The following is a 14,050-nucleotide window of genomic DNA, read 5'->3' as shown; positions in this document are numbered from 1 at the left end:
TTCAACAAGGAAACCGACATGACTGATCTGCAGAAACGCTCCATGCTCAAGGTGGCAGCGCTCTCCGCCGTTGCCGCCGCCGCGCTCGTGGGCTGTGGCAAGAAGGAAGAACCGGCACCGGCCCCCGCGCCCGCACCGGCCCCTGCGGCAGAAGCGCCGGCACCCAAGCCCGAGCCTCTGAAGATCGCGTTCGCCTATGTCGGCCCGGTGGGTGACGGCGGCTGGTCGTTCGCGCACGACAACGGCCGCAAGGCCATCGAGAAGGAATTCGGCGACAAGGTGGTCACGAGCTTCGTGGAAAGCGTGCCCGAGTCGGCCGACGCCGAACGCGTGCTGCGCGACCTGGCCGGCCAGGGCAACAAGCTGATCTTTGGCACCACCTTCGGCTACATGGAGTCGATGCTCAAGGTGGCCGAGGACAACAAGGGCATCAAGTTCGAGCATGCCACCGGCTACAAGACGGCCGAGAACATGCGCACCTACGACAGCCGCACCTACGAAGGCGCGTACATGGCGGGCGTGATCGCCGGCGCCATGACCAAGACCAACACGCTGGGCGTGGTGGGCTCGGTGCCGATTCCTGAAGTGATCCGCAACATCAACAGCTTCACGCTGGGTGCGCAGTCGGTCAACCCCAAGATCAAGACCAAGGTGGTCTGGGTGAATGAATGGTTCAGCCCGCCCAAGGAAACCGAAGCCGCCACGTCGCTCATCAACGGCGGCGCCGACGTGCTGTTCCAGAACACCGATTCGCCCGCCGTGCTCAAGACGGCGCAAGAAAAGGGCAAGCGCGCCTTCGGCTGGGATTCCGACATGACCGCCTACGGCCCCAAGGCCCACCTGGCATCGGCCGTGATCAACTGGGGCCCGTACTACATCAAGGCCACCAAGGACGCGCTGGAAGGCCAGTGGGCCACGGGCCAGAGCTGGTGGGGCGTGAAGGAAGGCGCGATCGACATCGTCTCCATCGCCGAAGACGTGCCTGCCGACACCAAGGCCAAGGTCGAAGCCGTGAAGAAGGGCCTGGCCGATGGTTCGTTCCAGATCTGGAAGGGCCCGATCGTGGGCCAGGACGGCAAGGAAGTGCTCGCCAAGGATGCGGTGGCCGACGACAAGTTCCTCGGCGGTGTCAACTTCTATGTCAAGGGCGTGGAAGGCAAGATCCCCGGCGGCGACAAGAAGTAAGAAGCCGCACGGGCTTCCCGGCGCTGGCGCCGGGAGCGCTCCCCTGAAAAAGGCCGCCCCCGGGCGGCCTTTTTGCTGGGCGGGCCGTTTACCTCCCCACGCGGTCCAGCAGGCTGTACCAGGCCACGCCGGCCGCGATGTAGAAGCGCTGCAACCCGTGCAGTGGAAGGGGCTGAAGGGGCGTGACCGGGAATGGGCAGGCCGCCGCGCCGCCGCCCGCCACCAGGGCCGCCACGTGCTGGCCCAGGCTGGTGGCCATGGCGATGCCGCGCCCGTTGTAGCCCAGCGCCATGGTGATGCCCGGCGCGGGCTGGTGCAGGTGCGGCATGAAGTCGCGCGTGACGGCGATGCGCCCGGCCCAGCGGTACTCGTACTGCACGGGGCCGAGTTGCGGAAACATCAGCGCCAGCGCGCGCTCGAGGTGTGCGAAGTCCTGCGGCCCCTGCGGGTCGGCGAAATGGCCACGCCCGCCCATCAGCAGTCGGCCCTGCGCGTCCTTGCGGAAGTACAGCAGCAGCCGCTGCGAGGTCGATCCCGTCTCGCCACCGGGCAGGATGCTGGCGCCCGCCGGGCCCAGCGGCCGCGTGGCCACGATGAAGCTGTTGGCCGCGAGCACCGTGCGCGCCAGCCCTGGCCACAGGCCGTCGGTATAGCCGTTGGTGCCCAGCACCACCTGCTGCGCCTGCACGCGGTGGCTCCCGGTTGGTGTGGCCGTGGTGGCGATCCAGTGCGCGCCCTGGCGCTCCAGCGCCACCACGGGCGAGCCGCCGTGCACCTTCACGCCCAGGTCCTGGGCCGCGCGCACGAGGCCGCGCACGTAGGCCAGCGGCTGGATGCCACCCGCGCGCCCGTCGAGCCAGCCACCCGCGAAGGCCGGCGTGCCGATGCGCGCGGCCGTGGCGGCGCGGTCGAGCATGTCCACGCGCACGCCGCGCCGCTCCCACTGCCGGGCGCGCGCGTGCATGCCATCCACGGCCTGCTGGGTGTAGCCCACCTGCAGCCAGCCCGCGCGCACCGGGGCGCAGTCGATGGCATGGCGCGCGATGAGGTCGTACACGAGGTCGGCCGAGCAAGAAACGGCATCGATCAGCGGCTCGGCGCGCTCGGCGCCGTACAGGCGCACGAGGTCGTCAGGGTCGTGCTTGAGCGTGGGGTTGACCTGCCCGCCGTTGCGCCCCGAGGCGCCCCAGCCGGGCTCGTGCGCGTCGAGCACGCACACGCGCGCGCCGCGCTCGGCCAGGTGCAGCGCGGCGGACAAGCCCGTGTAGCCCGCACCGACCACGAGCACGTCGGTGGAGAGCGAGGCGTCGAGCGCGGGCGTGGCGGGGGCCGCGGGCGCCGTGGCGGCCCACAGCGAGGGGGCGTCGGGGTGCGATGCGATGGCGCGGGCGCTCATGCCGCGCCTCCATCCGGCGCGCGCAGCACGCGGCGCAGGAAGTCCTGCGTGCGCGCATGGCGCGGCGCGCCGAGCACCTGCGCGGCAGGACCTTCCTCGACGATGCTGCCGCTGTGCAGGAAGCACACGCGGTCGGCCACCTCGCGCGCGAAGCCCATCTCGTGCGTCACCACGATCATCGTCATGCCCTCGTCGGCGAGCTGGCGCATCACGCCCAGCACGTCGCCCACGAGTTCGGGGTCGAGCGCCGAGGTGGGTTCGTCGAACAGCATGGCCTCGGGCTTCATGGCCAGCGCGCGCGCAATGGCCACGCGCTGCTGCTGGCCGCCCGAGAGCTGCGCGGGCCAGGCCTGGGCCTTGTCGGCCAGGCCTACCTTGCGCAGCAGCTCCAGCGCTTCGGCTCGGGCTTTCGCGGGCGATTCGCCCTTCACGTGCACGGGGCCTTCCATCACGTTCTCGATCACCGTGCGGTGCGGGAACAGGTTGAAGCGCTGGAACACCATGCCCATGCGGCTGCGCAGCGCATGAATGGAGGCCGCGCGGTTGTCCACGCGCTCGCCGAAGACGCGCACCTCGCCGCCCTGGTACGACTCCAGGCCGTTGATGCAGCGCAGCACCGTGGACTTGCCCGAGCCCGAGGGGCCGATCAGGCACACGACTTCGCCGCGCTCCACGCGCAGGCTCACGCCCTGCAGCACGCGGTGCTCACCGTAGGCCTTCTCCAGGCGGTCGATCTCGATCATGGCGCTTTCCTCCCCGCGCCGAAGCGGCGCTCCAGCCGCCGCAGGCCCCAGACCAGCGGCAGGCTCATGGCCAGGTAGAGCAGGGCGACGAGCGTGTACACGGTCATGTTCTGGAAGGTGGACGAGGCGATGAGCTGGCCCGCGCGCGTCATCTCTGCCACGGTGATGGTGGAGACCAGCGACGAGTCCTTGAGCATCATCACCAGCGTGTTGCCATAGGGCGGCAGCGCGATGCGGAAGGCCTGGGGCAGGACCACTCGGCGCATCAGCAGCGCGGGCCGCATGCCCATGGCCAGCGCTGCCTCGCGCTGGCCGGGGTCCACGGCCTCGATGCCGGCGCGAAAGTTCTCGGCCTGGTAGGCCGAGTAGGCGATGCCCAGGCCGATCACGCCAGCCTGGAAGGCGGAGAGCTGGATGCCGATGTCGGGCAGCACGAAGTAGATGTAGAAGAGCTGCACGATGATGGGCAGCCCGCGGATCACGTTGATCACGGTGGAGGCGCATACCGAGACGGCGCGCACGGGCGAGAGCTTGCCGAGCGCGAGCACCAGCCCGATCACGCTGGACAGCAGGAACGACAGCACGGTGACCTGCACCGTGACCACCGCCCCCTGCAGCAGGATGGGCAGGAACTCGCGCGCATGCTGCAGGAAGGCTTGCATGGCGTACTACTGGATTCAGGCGAAGACGGCGCGGGCGGGGCTCAGATGCCCCATTTCTTGACGATGTTGGCCAAAGTGCCGTCGGCCTTGACCGCGGCGATGGCCTTGTTCAGGCGTTCGAGCGTGGCCGTGTCGCCTTTGCGCACCACGAGGCACACATCACCCACATTGGTGGACTTGTAGCCTTCGGCCAGCTTCACGCCCTGGAAGGTGTTCTGGCGGATCTGGTAGGCGATGATGGGCTGATCGCCCAGGCCCGCCTTGATGCGGCCGAGCGCGAGGTCGCGCGTCATGTCGGCCACCGAGTCGTAGCTGCGCACCTCCTTGAAGATGCCCTTCTTCTGCAGCATGTCGATGAACACCGTGCCCACCTGGGCGCCGACGATCTCGCCCTTGAGGTCGTCGAGCGAGGCGTAGGCCTTGGCGTCGTCGGCCTTCACGATCAGGCCCTCGCCGTAGGAGTAGACGGGGTCGCTGAAATCCACCACCTGCTGGCGCGCGGGGGTCTTGAGCATGGCCGCCGAGACGATGTCGATCTTGTTGGCGGTGAGCGAGGGGATCAGCGCCGAGAACACGGTCTGCTGCACGTTGACCTGGAAGCCGCCCGCCTTGGCCACGGCCTGCACGGTGTCCACCATCATGCCCTGGATGCTGTTGGTCTTCACGTCGAGGAAGGTGAACGGAATGCCCGTGGCCGTGGCACCCACGTTGTAGGTGGCGGGCGCGCTGCCCTGCGCGGCGGCCAGCGTGACGGCGCCTGCGGCGCACAGGCCTAGTGCAATGCGGTGGAAGTGGCGGACGAAGCGGTGCATGGTGTGACTCCTGTGGCGAACGAGAGGGATGAGGACCGTCGTGGGCAGTCGCGGACACCGAACCGGCATCCGCCCCACGCCTGCAACATCGCAAGAACGGTGCCAATTATCGATTTCAATAAATCTTAGATAAATAGGTGCAAACCACTAAAAGATTCATATGAATCGATATGCGATATTTTATGGTGAGAGAGCTATACTCCGTTGCATGAATACGCCGCAGCCGCCCGACGAAGACGCGAACCCTCTGTTCAACCAGTCGCTGGAGAAGGGGCTGGCCGTGCTCTGCGCCTTCAGCGCGCAGCGGCGCAGCATGACGCTGGCCGACGTGGCGGCGGCGGCGGGCATCAGCAAGAGCTCGGCGCAGCGCATGGTCTTCACGCTCGAGCAACTGGGCTTCGTGCGCAAGCACCCGCAGACGCGCCGCTACCAGCTCACGCCGCGCGTGATGCGCATCGGCTACAACTACCTCGCGGCCAACCCGCTGATCGACCTGGCCAACCCCTACCTCTCGGAACTCACCAACGTGACGACCGAGACCACTTGCCTTACCGAAGCCGACGGGTTGGAGATGGTGTACGTGGCGCGCTTCATCAGCGCGCAGTTCGTGCCGGTGCACATGCCCATCGGCAGCCGCATCCCCATGTACTGCACGGCCTCCGGGCGTGCCTGGCTCAGCGCGCTGCCCAACGAGGAGGCGCTGGCGCTGCTGCGCGCGAGCGAGCGCGCGGCCCACACCCGCCACACCATCACGGACGAGGTCGCGCTGCTGGCCGAACTGGACCAGGCGCGCCAGCGCGGCTATGCCATCAACCGCGAGGAGCTGTTCCTGGGCGACATGACGCTGGGCGCCCCCGTGATCGGCAGCCATGGCCGCCCCGTGGCGGCCGTGCACATCGTGGCTCCCACGAGCCGCTGGACGCCCGAGGAGGCCGAGAGCCGCCTGGGGCCGTCGCTGCTGGCCTGCGCGCGCTCGCTGAGCAACTCGGTGCGCGCCCTGGGCTGACGGCGTTCTTCGTTTCTCCATTCATTCCCCTTTCAAGGAGTCGCCCCATGGGCATCCAGGCCATTGCGCAGAGCGCCACCACGCAGGATTTGCAGGAGCAGGGCCCCGTTGCGGTGCCCCTGAGCACGCCGGCCTGCACCATCCGGGGGCTGGACGTGCGCATGCCGGGTCGGCCCGACTGCGACACGGGGCTGTGGGAGTGCTCTCCGGGGCGCTTCCGGCGCCAAGTGGCGTCGGGCGAGGTCATGCACATCCTTGCGGGCGCGGGCCGTTTCACGCCTGAGGCGGAGGGCGCGGCACCGTTGGAGTTCCGTGCGGGTGACACGCTTTTCTTCCCGCCCGACACGCGCGGTGTGTGGGAGATCCGCGAGACGGTGCGCAAGCTCTATGTGATGGTCTGACCAAGGGGCGCTCTCACACTCTCGCCTTCGTCGCCCCGAAACGAAGGGGAGCGGGCCTCCAGGGCGGCGGGGGAGGCGTGGAACGGCGCTTGCGGATATGCTCGCCCGCAGCCCCGCGCGATCGGGGCGCGATCATCACCATAGCACCACGAGATTCCCTGCCCACCATGATCGAAGCCACCCTCTGGCATCCTGTCGCGCCCTCGGAGGATGTCGTGCAGGCCCCGCTGGCCGCGCGCCTGCTGGAGCGCGACATCGTGCTCTGGCGCGATGGCGAGGGCCATGCGCGGGCCTTCGCGGACCAGTGCCCGCACCGGGGTGCGCGCCTGTCGCTCGGCCGTGTGCACGAGGGCCGGCTTGAATGTCCCTACCACGGCTGGCAGTTCGCCGCGAACGGCCAGTGTGTGCACGTGCCCGCGCTGCCGCATTTCACCCCGCCCGCCACGCACTGCGCCCACCGCCATGCCGTGCACGAGGCCCACGGCCTGGTGTGGGTGCGGCTCGAGGCCGGCGATGCCGCGCCGCCCGCCTTTGCCGCCGAGGACGATGCGCGCCTGCGCAAGCTCAACTGCGGCCCCTATGACGTGGCGGCGAGCGCGCCGCGCATCATCGAGAACTTCCTGGACATGTCGCACTTCGGCTTCGTGCACGAAGGCTGGCTGGGCACGCGCGAGGCCACGGCCATCGACGACTACCGCGTGGAGTCCCTGCCCACGGGCCTGCGCGCCACGGGCTGCAAGGCCTGGCAGCCCCAGTCCAACCTGCATTCGACCGCCCCGGCCCAGGTGGAGTACACCTATGAAGTCACGGCCCCCTATGCCGCGGTGCTGACCAAGGTGCCCGAGGCCGGCACCACCGCGGTACGGGATTGGCGCGAGGCGATCGCGCTGTTCATCTGCCCCGTGACGCCCGTGCGCAGCCGCGTCTGGTTCCGCCTGGCGGTGGCGGATTTCGAGTCGCCGGCGGAAAAGCTGCAGGCGTTCCAGCACACCATCTTCATGCAGGACCAGCCCGTGCTGGAGTCGCAGGTGCCCCGGTGCCTGCCGCTGGACCTGCGGGCGGAGTTGCATACCGCCGCCGACAAGGCATCATCCTTCTACCGCCGCTTTCTGCGCCACAGCGGCATCACCTTTGGAGTCTGCTGATGTTTAAAGTGCCTCCCATTTCCACCGAACGCCTGCCCGAACTGCTGCGCGCCATGCCCAAGGCCGAGCTGCACATCCACATCGAGGGTTCGCTGGAGCCCGAACTCATCTTCGCGCTGGCGCAGCGCAACGAGCTGGCATTGCCCTATGACAGCGTGGACGCGCTGCGCAGCGCCTACGCGTTCACCAACCTGCAGAGCTTTCTGGACATCTACTACGCGGGCGCCAGCGTGCTGCTGCATGAGCAGGACTTCTACGACATGGCGCGCGCCTACCTGGGGCGCGCGGCGCGCGACAACGTGCTGCACGCCGAGATCTTCTTCGATCCCCAGACCCACACCGCGCGCGGCGTGGCCATGGAGACGGTCATCAACGGCCTGCACCGCGCCTGCCAGGACGCGCGCACCGAACTGGGCATCAGCGCGACCCTGATCCTGTGTTTCCTGCGCCACCTGAGCGAGGAGTCCGCGTTTGAAACGCTGGAACAGGCCATGCCGCTCATCGACAAGATCGTGGGCGTGGGGCTGGATTCCAGCGAGGTGGGCCACCCGCCCGAGAAGTTCGCGCGCGTGTTCGCACGCTGCCGTGAACTGGGCCTGCACTTGGTGGCGCATGCGGGCGAGGAGGGGCCTCCCGCCTACATCTGGAGCGCGCTGGATGTGCTCAAGGTCGAGCGCATCGACCACGGCGTGCAGGCCGTGCACGATGCCGCGCTGATGCGGCGCCTGGCGCAGGACCGCATCGCCCTCACGGTGTGCCCGCTGTCCAACCAGAAGCTGTGCGTGTTCCCCAACCTCGCCGACCACAACCTGGGCCAGCTGCTGGACGCCGGCCTTGCGGCCACGGTCAATTCGGACGACCCGGCTTACTTTGGCGGCTACATCAATGAGAACTTCACGCAGGTGTTCGCGGCCGCGGGCCTGACCGCCCGCCATGCCTACCAGCTGGCGTTCAACAGCTTCGAAGCGAGTTTTGCCGGCAACGCCGACAAGCGCGTGTGGGAACACAAGCTCAAGGAAGCCTTCGAGCGGTGCGTGGAGCACGACTACTGAACGCAGGTGCACGCTCCCCGAGCGGCAGGTGGAGGCTGGCCATGCCGGCCCTTCGCGGGAGCCGCCGTTTTTGAGGGGATTTCGCTGCGCGGGGGTGCCGCGTGCGCCGGACCGTCGCACACGTTGCGGGTGAAATCCGGGTAAACCCTAGAATCATGGTTTTCTGTAAGCATTTGTTGGCATCCACCGGGTGCCCGCGTGCCCTGAAACGGCCCTGCGGGGCCCTAATTTTTTGTGCAGGCGTCTGCGCTGTTTCCTACCGGAGTGTTTTCCATGTTTCTCAATCAGTTGTCCATCGGCAAGCGCCTTACCCTGGTGCTCGGTGTGATCCTCGCGCTGTTCCTGGCGAGCAGCATCGTGGCGGTGGTCCGGCTGGGCCAGCTTGGCGCCGAGATCGACACCATGGTCAACGACAACGTCAAGACCGAACGGGCGGGCTCGGACTGGCTGCGCCACACCACGTCCGGGGTGCAGCGTGCCGCGGCCATCGCCAAGAGCAGCGATGCCAGTCTGATCCCGTACTTCGCGCCCGCCACGGCGGCTTCCATCCGCGACACCAATGAACTGCAGAAATTCATCGAGTCGAAAATGGACACGCCCGATGAAAAGCAGCTGTTCACCAAGGTGGGCGAACTGCGCAAGAGCTATCTGGCCGCGCGGGAAGAGGTGAGCAAGTTCAAGCAGGCGGGTGACGCCGAGAACGCGAACAAGGTGTTCACCGAGCGCTTCGAGCCCACCTCGCGCAGCTACCTGGCCGGCGTGCAGGAAATGGTGGATGCCCAGCGCGCCCAGCTGGACGCCGCCGGCAAGCGCAGCGAAGAGCTGCGCGCGCAGACCACCTTGCTGCTGCAGCTGTGCACGGCCATCTCGCTGGTGCTCGGGGGGCTGCTGGCCTGGCTGCTGGCCACCAGCATCACGCGTCCTTTGCGCCACGCCGAGGCCATTGCCGAATCCATCGCCGACATGGACCTGACCGGTGCGCCGCAGGCCAGCTACGCCAACGACGAAACCGGCCGCCTGCTGCGGGCGCTGGACCTCATGCGCAGTGCGCTGCACGGCTCGCTGCAGCAGGTGCGTGGCGTGGTGGACAGCATCTCCACCGCCAGCACGCAGATCGCCATCGGCAACCAGGACCTGAGCGCGCGCACCGAGCAGACGGCCGCGAACCTCGAGGAAACGGCGAGCTCCATGGAAGAGCTCACCAGCACCGTGCGCCAGAGCGCCGACTCCGCCGTGCAGGCCAACCAGATGGCCGCATCGGCCGCCCAGGTGGCGCAGCGCGGCGGCGAGGTCGTGGCCCAGGTGGTGAGCACCATGGACGCGATCAACGCCAGCAGCAAGAAGATCAGCGACATCATCGGCACGATCGACGGCATCGCCTTCCAGACCAACATCCTGGCGCTGAACGCGGCGGTGGAAGCCGCCCGTGCGGGCGAACAGGGCCGCGGCTTTGCCGTGGTGGCCAGCGAAGTGCGCAGCCTGGCGCAGCGCAGCGCCGAAGCGGCCAAGGAGATCAAGAACCTGATCGGCCAGTCGGTCGAGAAGGTGGAATCGGGCGCCGCGCTCGTGCAGAACGCGGGCAGCACCATGGACGAGATCGTGAGCTCCGTGCGCCGCGTGACCGACATCATCGGCGAGATCAGCGCCGCCGCGTCGGAGCAGAGCCAGGGCATCAGCCAGGTGAACGTGGCGGTGAACCAGCTGGACCAGATGACGCAGCAGAACGCCGCCCTGGTGGAGGAGTCCACCGCCGCCGCCGAGAGCCTCAAGGACCAGGCCGCACGCCTGGCGGACGTGGTGGGCGCGTTCCGCCTCGGCGCGCCGTCGAACACGCCGCGGCTGCGCTGAGGAAGCGCTGCGCCAGTGCGGACGCCCCCCGCTGGCTACAATACCGCCCTTGCAAAGGCTGCTGTCCCGGCAGCCTTTTGCTTTTTCTGTCATCGGGACCATGTAGAGGAACACCATGTACAAAAACCTCGCCACCGCACTGCGTGCGGCTTGTGTGAGTGCGCTCGCGGGCGCCGTTTTCATCTCCCCCGTTTTTTCCCAGACTGGCGCGGCCGCTCCCAGGGCGGCGCCCGCCGAACCCGTCAAGGCTGGTTTCGTCTACGTCTCGCCCATCACCGAGGCGGGCTGGACGCGCCAGCACGAAGAAGGGCGCAAGGCGGTGGAGGCCGCGCTGGGCAGCCAGGTCAGGACGACCTTCGTCGAGAACGTGGCCGAGGGGGCCGATGCCGAGCGCGTGATCCGCGACCTGGCCGCCACGGGCCACCAGATCATCTTCACGCCCAGCTTCGGCTACATGGAGCCCACGCTCAAGGTCGCGCAGGACTACCCGAACGTGAAGTTCGAATCCATCACCGGCTACAAGACGGCCGCCAACGTGGCCGTGGCCAATGCGCGCTACTACGAAGGGCGCTACCTGGCGGGCATCGCGGCGGGCCGCATGAGCAAGACCGGCGTGGCGGGCTACGTGGCGGGATTCCCGATCCCCGAGGTGCTGCAGGGCATCAACGCGTTCACGCTGGGCATGCGTTCGGTGAACCCCCAGGCCACCGTGAAGGTGGTGTGGATCAACGTGTGGTTCGACCCGCCCAGGGAGCGCGATGCGGCCATGGTGCTCTTCAACCAGGACGTGGATGTGATCGCCTTTCACACCGGATCCACGGCCGTGATGGTCGCCGCGCAGGAGCGCGGCAAGATGGCCGTGGCCTACCACTCGGACATGCGCCGCACCGGGCCCGATGCCCAGATCGTGGCCGTGACCCACCAGTGGGGCCCGTACTACACCGAGCGCGTGCACGCCGTGCAGAGCGGCACCTGGAAAAGCGCCGCCCTCTGGGGCGGGGTGCGCGAGGGCATGATCCGCGTGGGCGACTTTGGCTCCCGGGTGCCGGCGGCCGTGCAGCAGGAGGTGCTGGCCGCGCAGAAGGCCATTGGCGCGGGCAGGCTGCAGCCGTTTCGCGCGGGCAAGGCCCCGGTGCGGGACAACGAAGGGCACGAAGTGATCGCTGCGGGCCAGGCACTCTCCGATGCGCAGATCCTGCAGATGAACTGGCTGGTGGAAGGGGTGCAGGGCAAACTGGCGCGGTGATCCTGCCGTCTCGCCGGCGCGCGCTATAGCCACTATGGGGCGCGCCATATGCAAGCCGCCGTCCCTGCCGCTAAGCTTGCGCCATGCCTGTCTACCGATCCGCCCTCCTGCGCTTTGCCGATGACGGCACGGCCCTCTACGATGAAGACGGCCTGCTGGCCGTGGGCCCCGACGCCGGCGGCCGCCAGCGGGTGCTGGCGGCGGGCGGGTGGCAGGCCTTGTCGCACCGGTACGCCGGCGAGCCTGTCGTCCACCTGCCGGGGCGCATTCTGGCGCCGGGCTTCGTGGACATGCACATCCACTTTCCGCAGACCGATGTGATTGGTTCCCCCGCCGAAGGCCTGCTGCCCTGGCTGGAGAACTACACCTTTCCGCACGAGTCGCGTTTTGTCGATCCGGCCTACGGCGCCGAGGTGGCGGGCTTCTTCGTCGACGAGCTGCTGCGCAACGGCGTGACCACGGCGCTGGCGTTCGCCACCTCGCACCCCGCATCCGTGGATGCGCTGTTTGGGGAGGCGCAGCGCCGGCAGATGCGCCTGATCACCGGCAAGGTGCTGCAGGACCGCCACTCGCCCGACGGCGTGCGCGACGAGACAGAGCAGAGCCTGCTCGACACCGAGGCTCTGATCCAACGCTGGCACGGCGTGGACCGCCTGGGCTACGCGATCACGCCGCGGTTTGCGCCCACCAGCACGCATGAACAGCTGCGCGGCGCGGGCGAGCTGGCCGCGCGCTACCCGGATGTATGGATCCAGTCGCATGTGGCCGAGAACCGCGACGAGATCCGCTGGGCGCGCGAGCTGTTTCCGGATGCGCGCAGCTACCTGGCGGTGTATGACGGCTTTGGCCTGATGCGCGAGCGCGCGGTGTACGCCCATTGCATCCACTTCGACGACGACGACCGGGCGCTGATGCGCGACACCGGCACCGTGGCGGCCGTCAGCCCCACCAGCAACCTCTTTCTGGGCAGCGGCTTCTTCGACTACGCGGGCGCGGACCGCGTGGGCTTTGGCTACGGCCTGGCCAGCGATGTGGGCGGGGGCACCAGCTTCAGCCCGTTCCACACCATGCTGGCGGCCTACTATGTGGGCCGCGAAGGGCAGAGCAAGCAGGGCCTGAGTTTGTCGCCCCGGCAGCTGTGGTGGCGGCACACGGCGGGGGCCGCGAAGGCGCTGGGCCTGGCGGGCGTGGTGGGCAATCTGCAGCCGGGCTGCGAGGCCGATTTTGTGGTGCTGAACCCTGAGGCCACCCCCCTTTTGGCGCGCAAGACCCGCCAGGCGCGCAACCTGGATGAGCTTTTGTTTGCGCTGATCGTGCTCGGCGACGACCGGGTGGTGCAGGAAACAGTGATTTCTCAAGCAAAATACGGCTCTAGCGCTTGATATTCATGCGCTACCAGCTACGTATTTAATAGCGCCCGGCAGTCCACCACTGTGCGGGCCACAGCGCAGGGAGTTCTGCTATGAGCATCAAGAGCGACAAATGGATCCGCCGCATGGCGGCCGAGCACGGCATGATCGAGCCCTTCGAGCCCGGCCAGGTGCGCGAGGCCGAGGGCCGCAAGATCATCAGCTACGGCACCAGCAGCTATGGCTACGACATCCGCTGCGCGCCCGAATTCAAGGTGTTCACCAACATCCACAGCACCGTGGTGGACCCGAAGAACTTCGACGAGAAGAGCTTCGTGGACTTCCATGGCGACAGCTGCATCATCCCGCCCAACAGCTTCGCGCTGGCCCGCACGATGGAGTACTTCCGCATCCCGCGCAACGTGCTCACCATCTGCCTGGGCAAGAGCACCTATGCGCGCTGCGGCATCATCGTCAACGTGACCCCGTTCGAGCCCGAGTGGGAAGGCTACGTGACGCTGGAGTTCTCCAACACCACGCCGCTGCCCGCGCGCATCTACGCGGGCGAGGGCTGCGCGCAGGTGCTGTTCTTCGAGAGCGACAAGGACGACGTGTGCGAGGTGAGCTACCGCGACCGCGGGGGCAAGTACCAGGGCCAGGTGGGCGTGACCCTGCCCAAGGCCTGACATCGGCCGCACGCGCGGCCGGCGGGCCGCCAGGGGCCGCGTCCTACAGCGCGTCAGCCCGTTGGCTGAAGTGCAAGCGCAGGTAAGGTTCTTAGCATCGTGTCATGCCACCCCGATGTCGCGGTGGGCAAGAAGGAGTCCTCCCATGCTGACCTTTGCTGCGCCGTTCACACCCGCCAAGGCCCGGGGTACGGGCCTTTCCCTGCACGCCGCCTGTGGCGCGGGCGACCTCGGGTTCGCGCCCTCGCAGCCGCACGGCGGGCCGCAGGCGCATTATTGGCCGTGCGAATCGCTCAATGCCTTCGTCCTCAAGATGGCGGCGGCGGGCCATTGCGTGAACACCGCGATGATGCTGGGACACCGGCCCTACGCGCTGGAACAGCTTGCCATGGCGCGCGCCGCGAACGACGGCGGCCTGAATGCACTGGCCGAGCGGCTCCAGGCCTATTTCGACGCGACGGCCCCGCAAGGCTGCGCCGTCGTGGCGGACATCGACGGGGCCTAGGTGGCACCGGGCCA

14 protein-coding genes are annotated in these 14,050 nt (G+C 68.1%); 10 read left to right on the top strand and 4 right to left on the bottom strand.

Annotated features, from left to right (window positions below):
• Positions 1-18 precede the first annotated feature (18 nt).
• Entirely contained in the window at positions 19-1,185 is a 1,167-nt protein-coding gene (locus AC07OD_RS25105) for a BMP family ABC transporter substrate-binding protein (RefSeq protein WP_218293625.1), read from the top strand.
• 88 nt (positions 1,186-1,273) lie between these two features.
• On the opposite strand, the gene AC07OD_RS25100 is transcribed toward AC07OD_RS25105, so the two are convergent.
• The 4 genes from AC07OD_RS25100 to AC07OD_RS25085 are packed head-to-tail and all read right to left on the bottom strand — an operon-like array spanning position 1,274 to position 4,798.
• On the bottom strand, positions 1,274-2,581 hold the full coding sequence (locus AC07OD_RS25100; RefSeq protein ID WP_369641748.1) for an NAD(P)/FAD-dependent oxidoreductase: 1,308 nt from the start codon (positions 2,579-2,581) through the stop codon (positions 1,274-1,276).
• A complete protein-coding gene (locus AC07OD_RS25095) occupies positions 2,578-3,324 on the bottom strand; it encodes an amino acid ABC transporter ATP-binding protein (RefSeq protein ID WP_369641749.1) in 747 nt (248 codons plus the stop codon). Before AC07OD_RS25095 ends, AC07OD_RS25100 begins: the two co-directional genes overlap by 4 nt.
• A complete protein-coding gene (gene ehuD, locus AC07OD_RS25090; RefSeq protein ID WP_218341457.1) occupies positions 3,321-3,986 on the bottom strand; it encodes an ectoine/hydroxyectoine ABC transporter permease subunit EhuD in 666 nt (221 codons plus the stop codon). The genes AC07OD_RS25095 and ehuD overlap by 4 nt, the downstream gene beginning before the upstream one ends.
• A gap of 41 nt (positions 3,987-4,027) precedes the next feature.
• On the bottom strand, positions 4,028-4,798 hold the full coding sequence (locus tag AC07OD_RS25085; RefSeq protein WP_218341456.1) for an ABC transporter substrate-binding protein: 771 nt from the start codon (positions 4,796-4,798) through the stop codon (positions 4,028-4,030).
• Between the two features lie 208 nt (positions 4,799-5,006).
• On the opposite strand from AC07OD_RS25085, the gene AC07OD_RS25080 reads away from it, so the two are divergent.
• From AC07OD_RS25080 to AC07OD_RS25040, 9 genes are all read left to right on the top strand, one after another.
• The gene (locus AC07OD_RS25080) at positions 5,007-5,804 is read left to right on the top strand and encodes an IclR family transcriptional regulator (protein ID WP_218341455.1); all 798 of its coding nucleotides are present in this window, start codon (positions 5,007-5,009) and stop codon (positions 5,802-5,804) included.
• 47 nt (positions 5,805-5,851) lie between these two features.
• Positions 5,852-6,205 (top strand): cupin domain-containing protein, encoded by a 354-nt coding sequence (locus AC07OD_RS25075; protein ID WP_218341454.1) that lies wholly within the window; start codon positions 5,852-5,854, stop codon positions 6,203-6,205.
• A gap of 167 nt (positions 6,206-6,372) precedes the next feature.
• The gene (locus tag AC07OD_RS25070) at positions 6,373-7,350 is read left to right on the top strand and encodes an aromatic ring-hydroxylating dioxygenase subunit alpha (protein ID WP_494598293.1); all 978 of its coding nucleotides are present in this window, start codon (positions 6,373-6,375) and stop codon (positions 7,348-7,350) included.
• Positions 7,350-8,402, top strand: coding sequence for an adenosine deaminase (locus AC07OD_RS25065; RefSeq protein WP_218341452.1), 1,053 nt, complete (start codon positions 7,350-7,352; stop codon positions 8,400-8,402). Before AC07OD_RS25070 ends, AC07OD_RS25065 begins: the two co-directional genes overlap by 1 nt.
• Before the next feature lie 273 nt (positions 8,403-8,675).
• Positions 8,676-10,250 carry a methyl-accepting chemotaxis protein gene (locus AC07OD_RS25060; protein WP_494598292.1) on the top strand — a complete coding sequence of 525 codons (1,575 nt, stop codon included), beginning with the start codon at positions 8,676-8,678 and terminating at the stop codon, positions 10,248-10,250.
• A gap of 115 nt (positions 10,251-10,365) precedes the next feature.
• Positions 10,366-11,496, top strand: coding sequence for a BMP family ABC transporter substrate-binding protein (locus tag AC07OD_RS25055; RefSeq protein ID WP_218341450.1), 1,131 nt, complete (start codon positions 10,366-10,368; stop codon positions 11,494-11,496).
• A gap of 83 nt (positions 11,497-11,579) precedes the next feature.
• The gene (gene guaD, locus AC07OD_RS25050) at positions 11,580-12,878 is read left to right on the top strand and encodes a guanine deaminase (RefSeq protein WP_218293630.1); all 1,299 of its coding nucleotides are present in this window, start codon (positions 11,580-11,582) and stop codon (positions 12,876-12,878) included.
• Positions 12,879-12,958: 80 nt separating this feature from the next.
• Entirely contained in the window at positions 12,959-13,531 is a 573-nt protein-coding gene (gene dcd, locus AC07OD_RS25045) for a dCTP deaminase (RefSeq protein WP_056167817.1), read from the top strand.
• A gap of 145 nt (positions 13,532-13,676) precedes the next feature.
• Positions 13,677-14,036, top strand: a complete 360-nt coding sequence (locus AC07OD_RS25040) for a hypothetical protein (protein ID WP_218293631.1) — start codon at positions 13,677-13,679, stop codon at positions 14,034-14,036.
• Positions 14,037-14,050: the final 14 nt, after the last annotated feature.

This window comes from Acidovorax sp. GW821-FHT10E03 (genome assembly GCF_059415205.1).
Note: the sequence above shows the minus strand (reverse complement) of the source record. Positions and strands in the feature narration are given on the sequence as shown.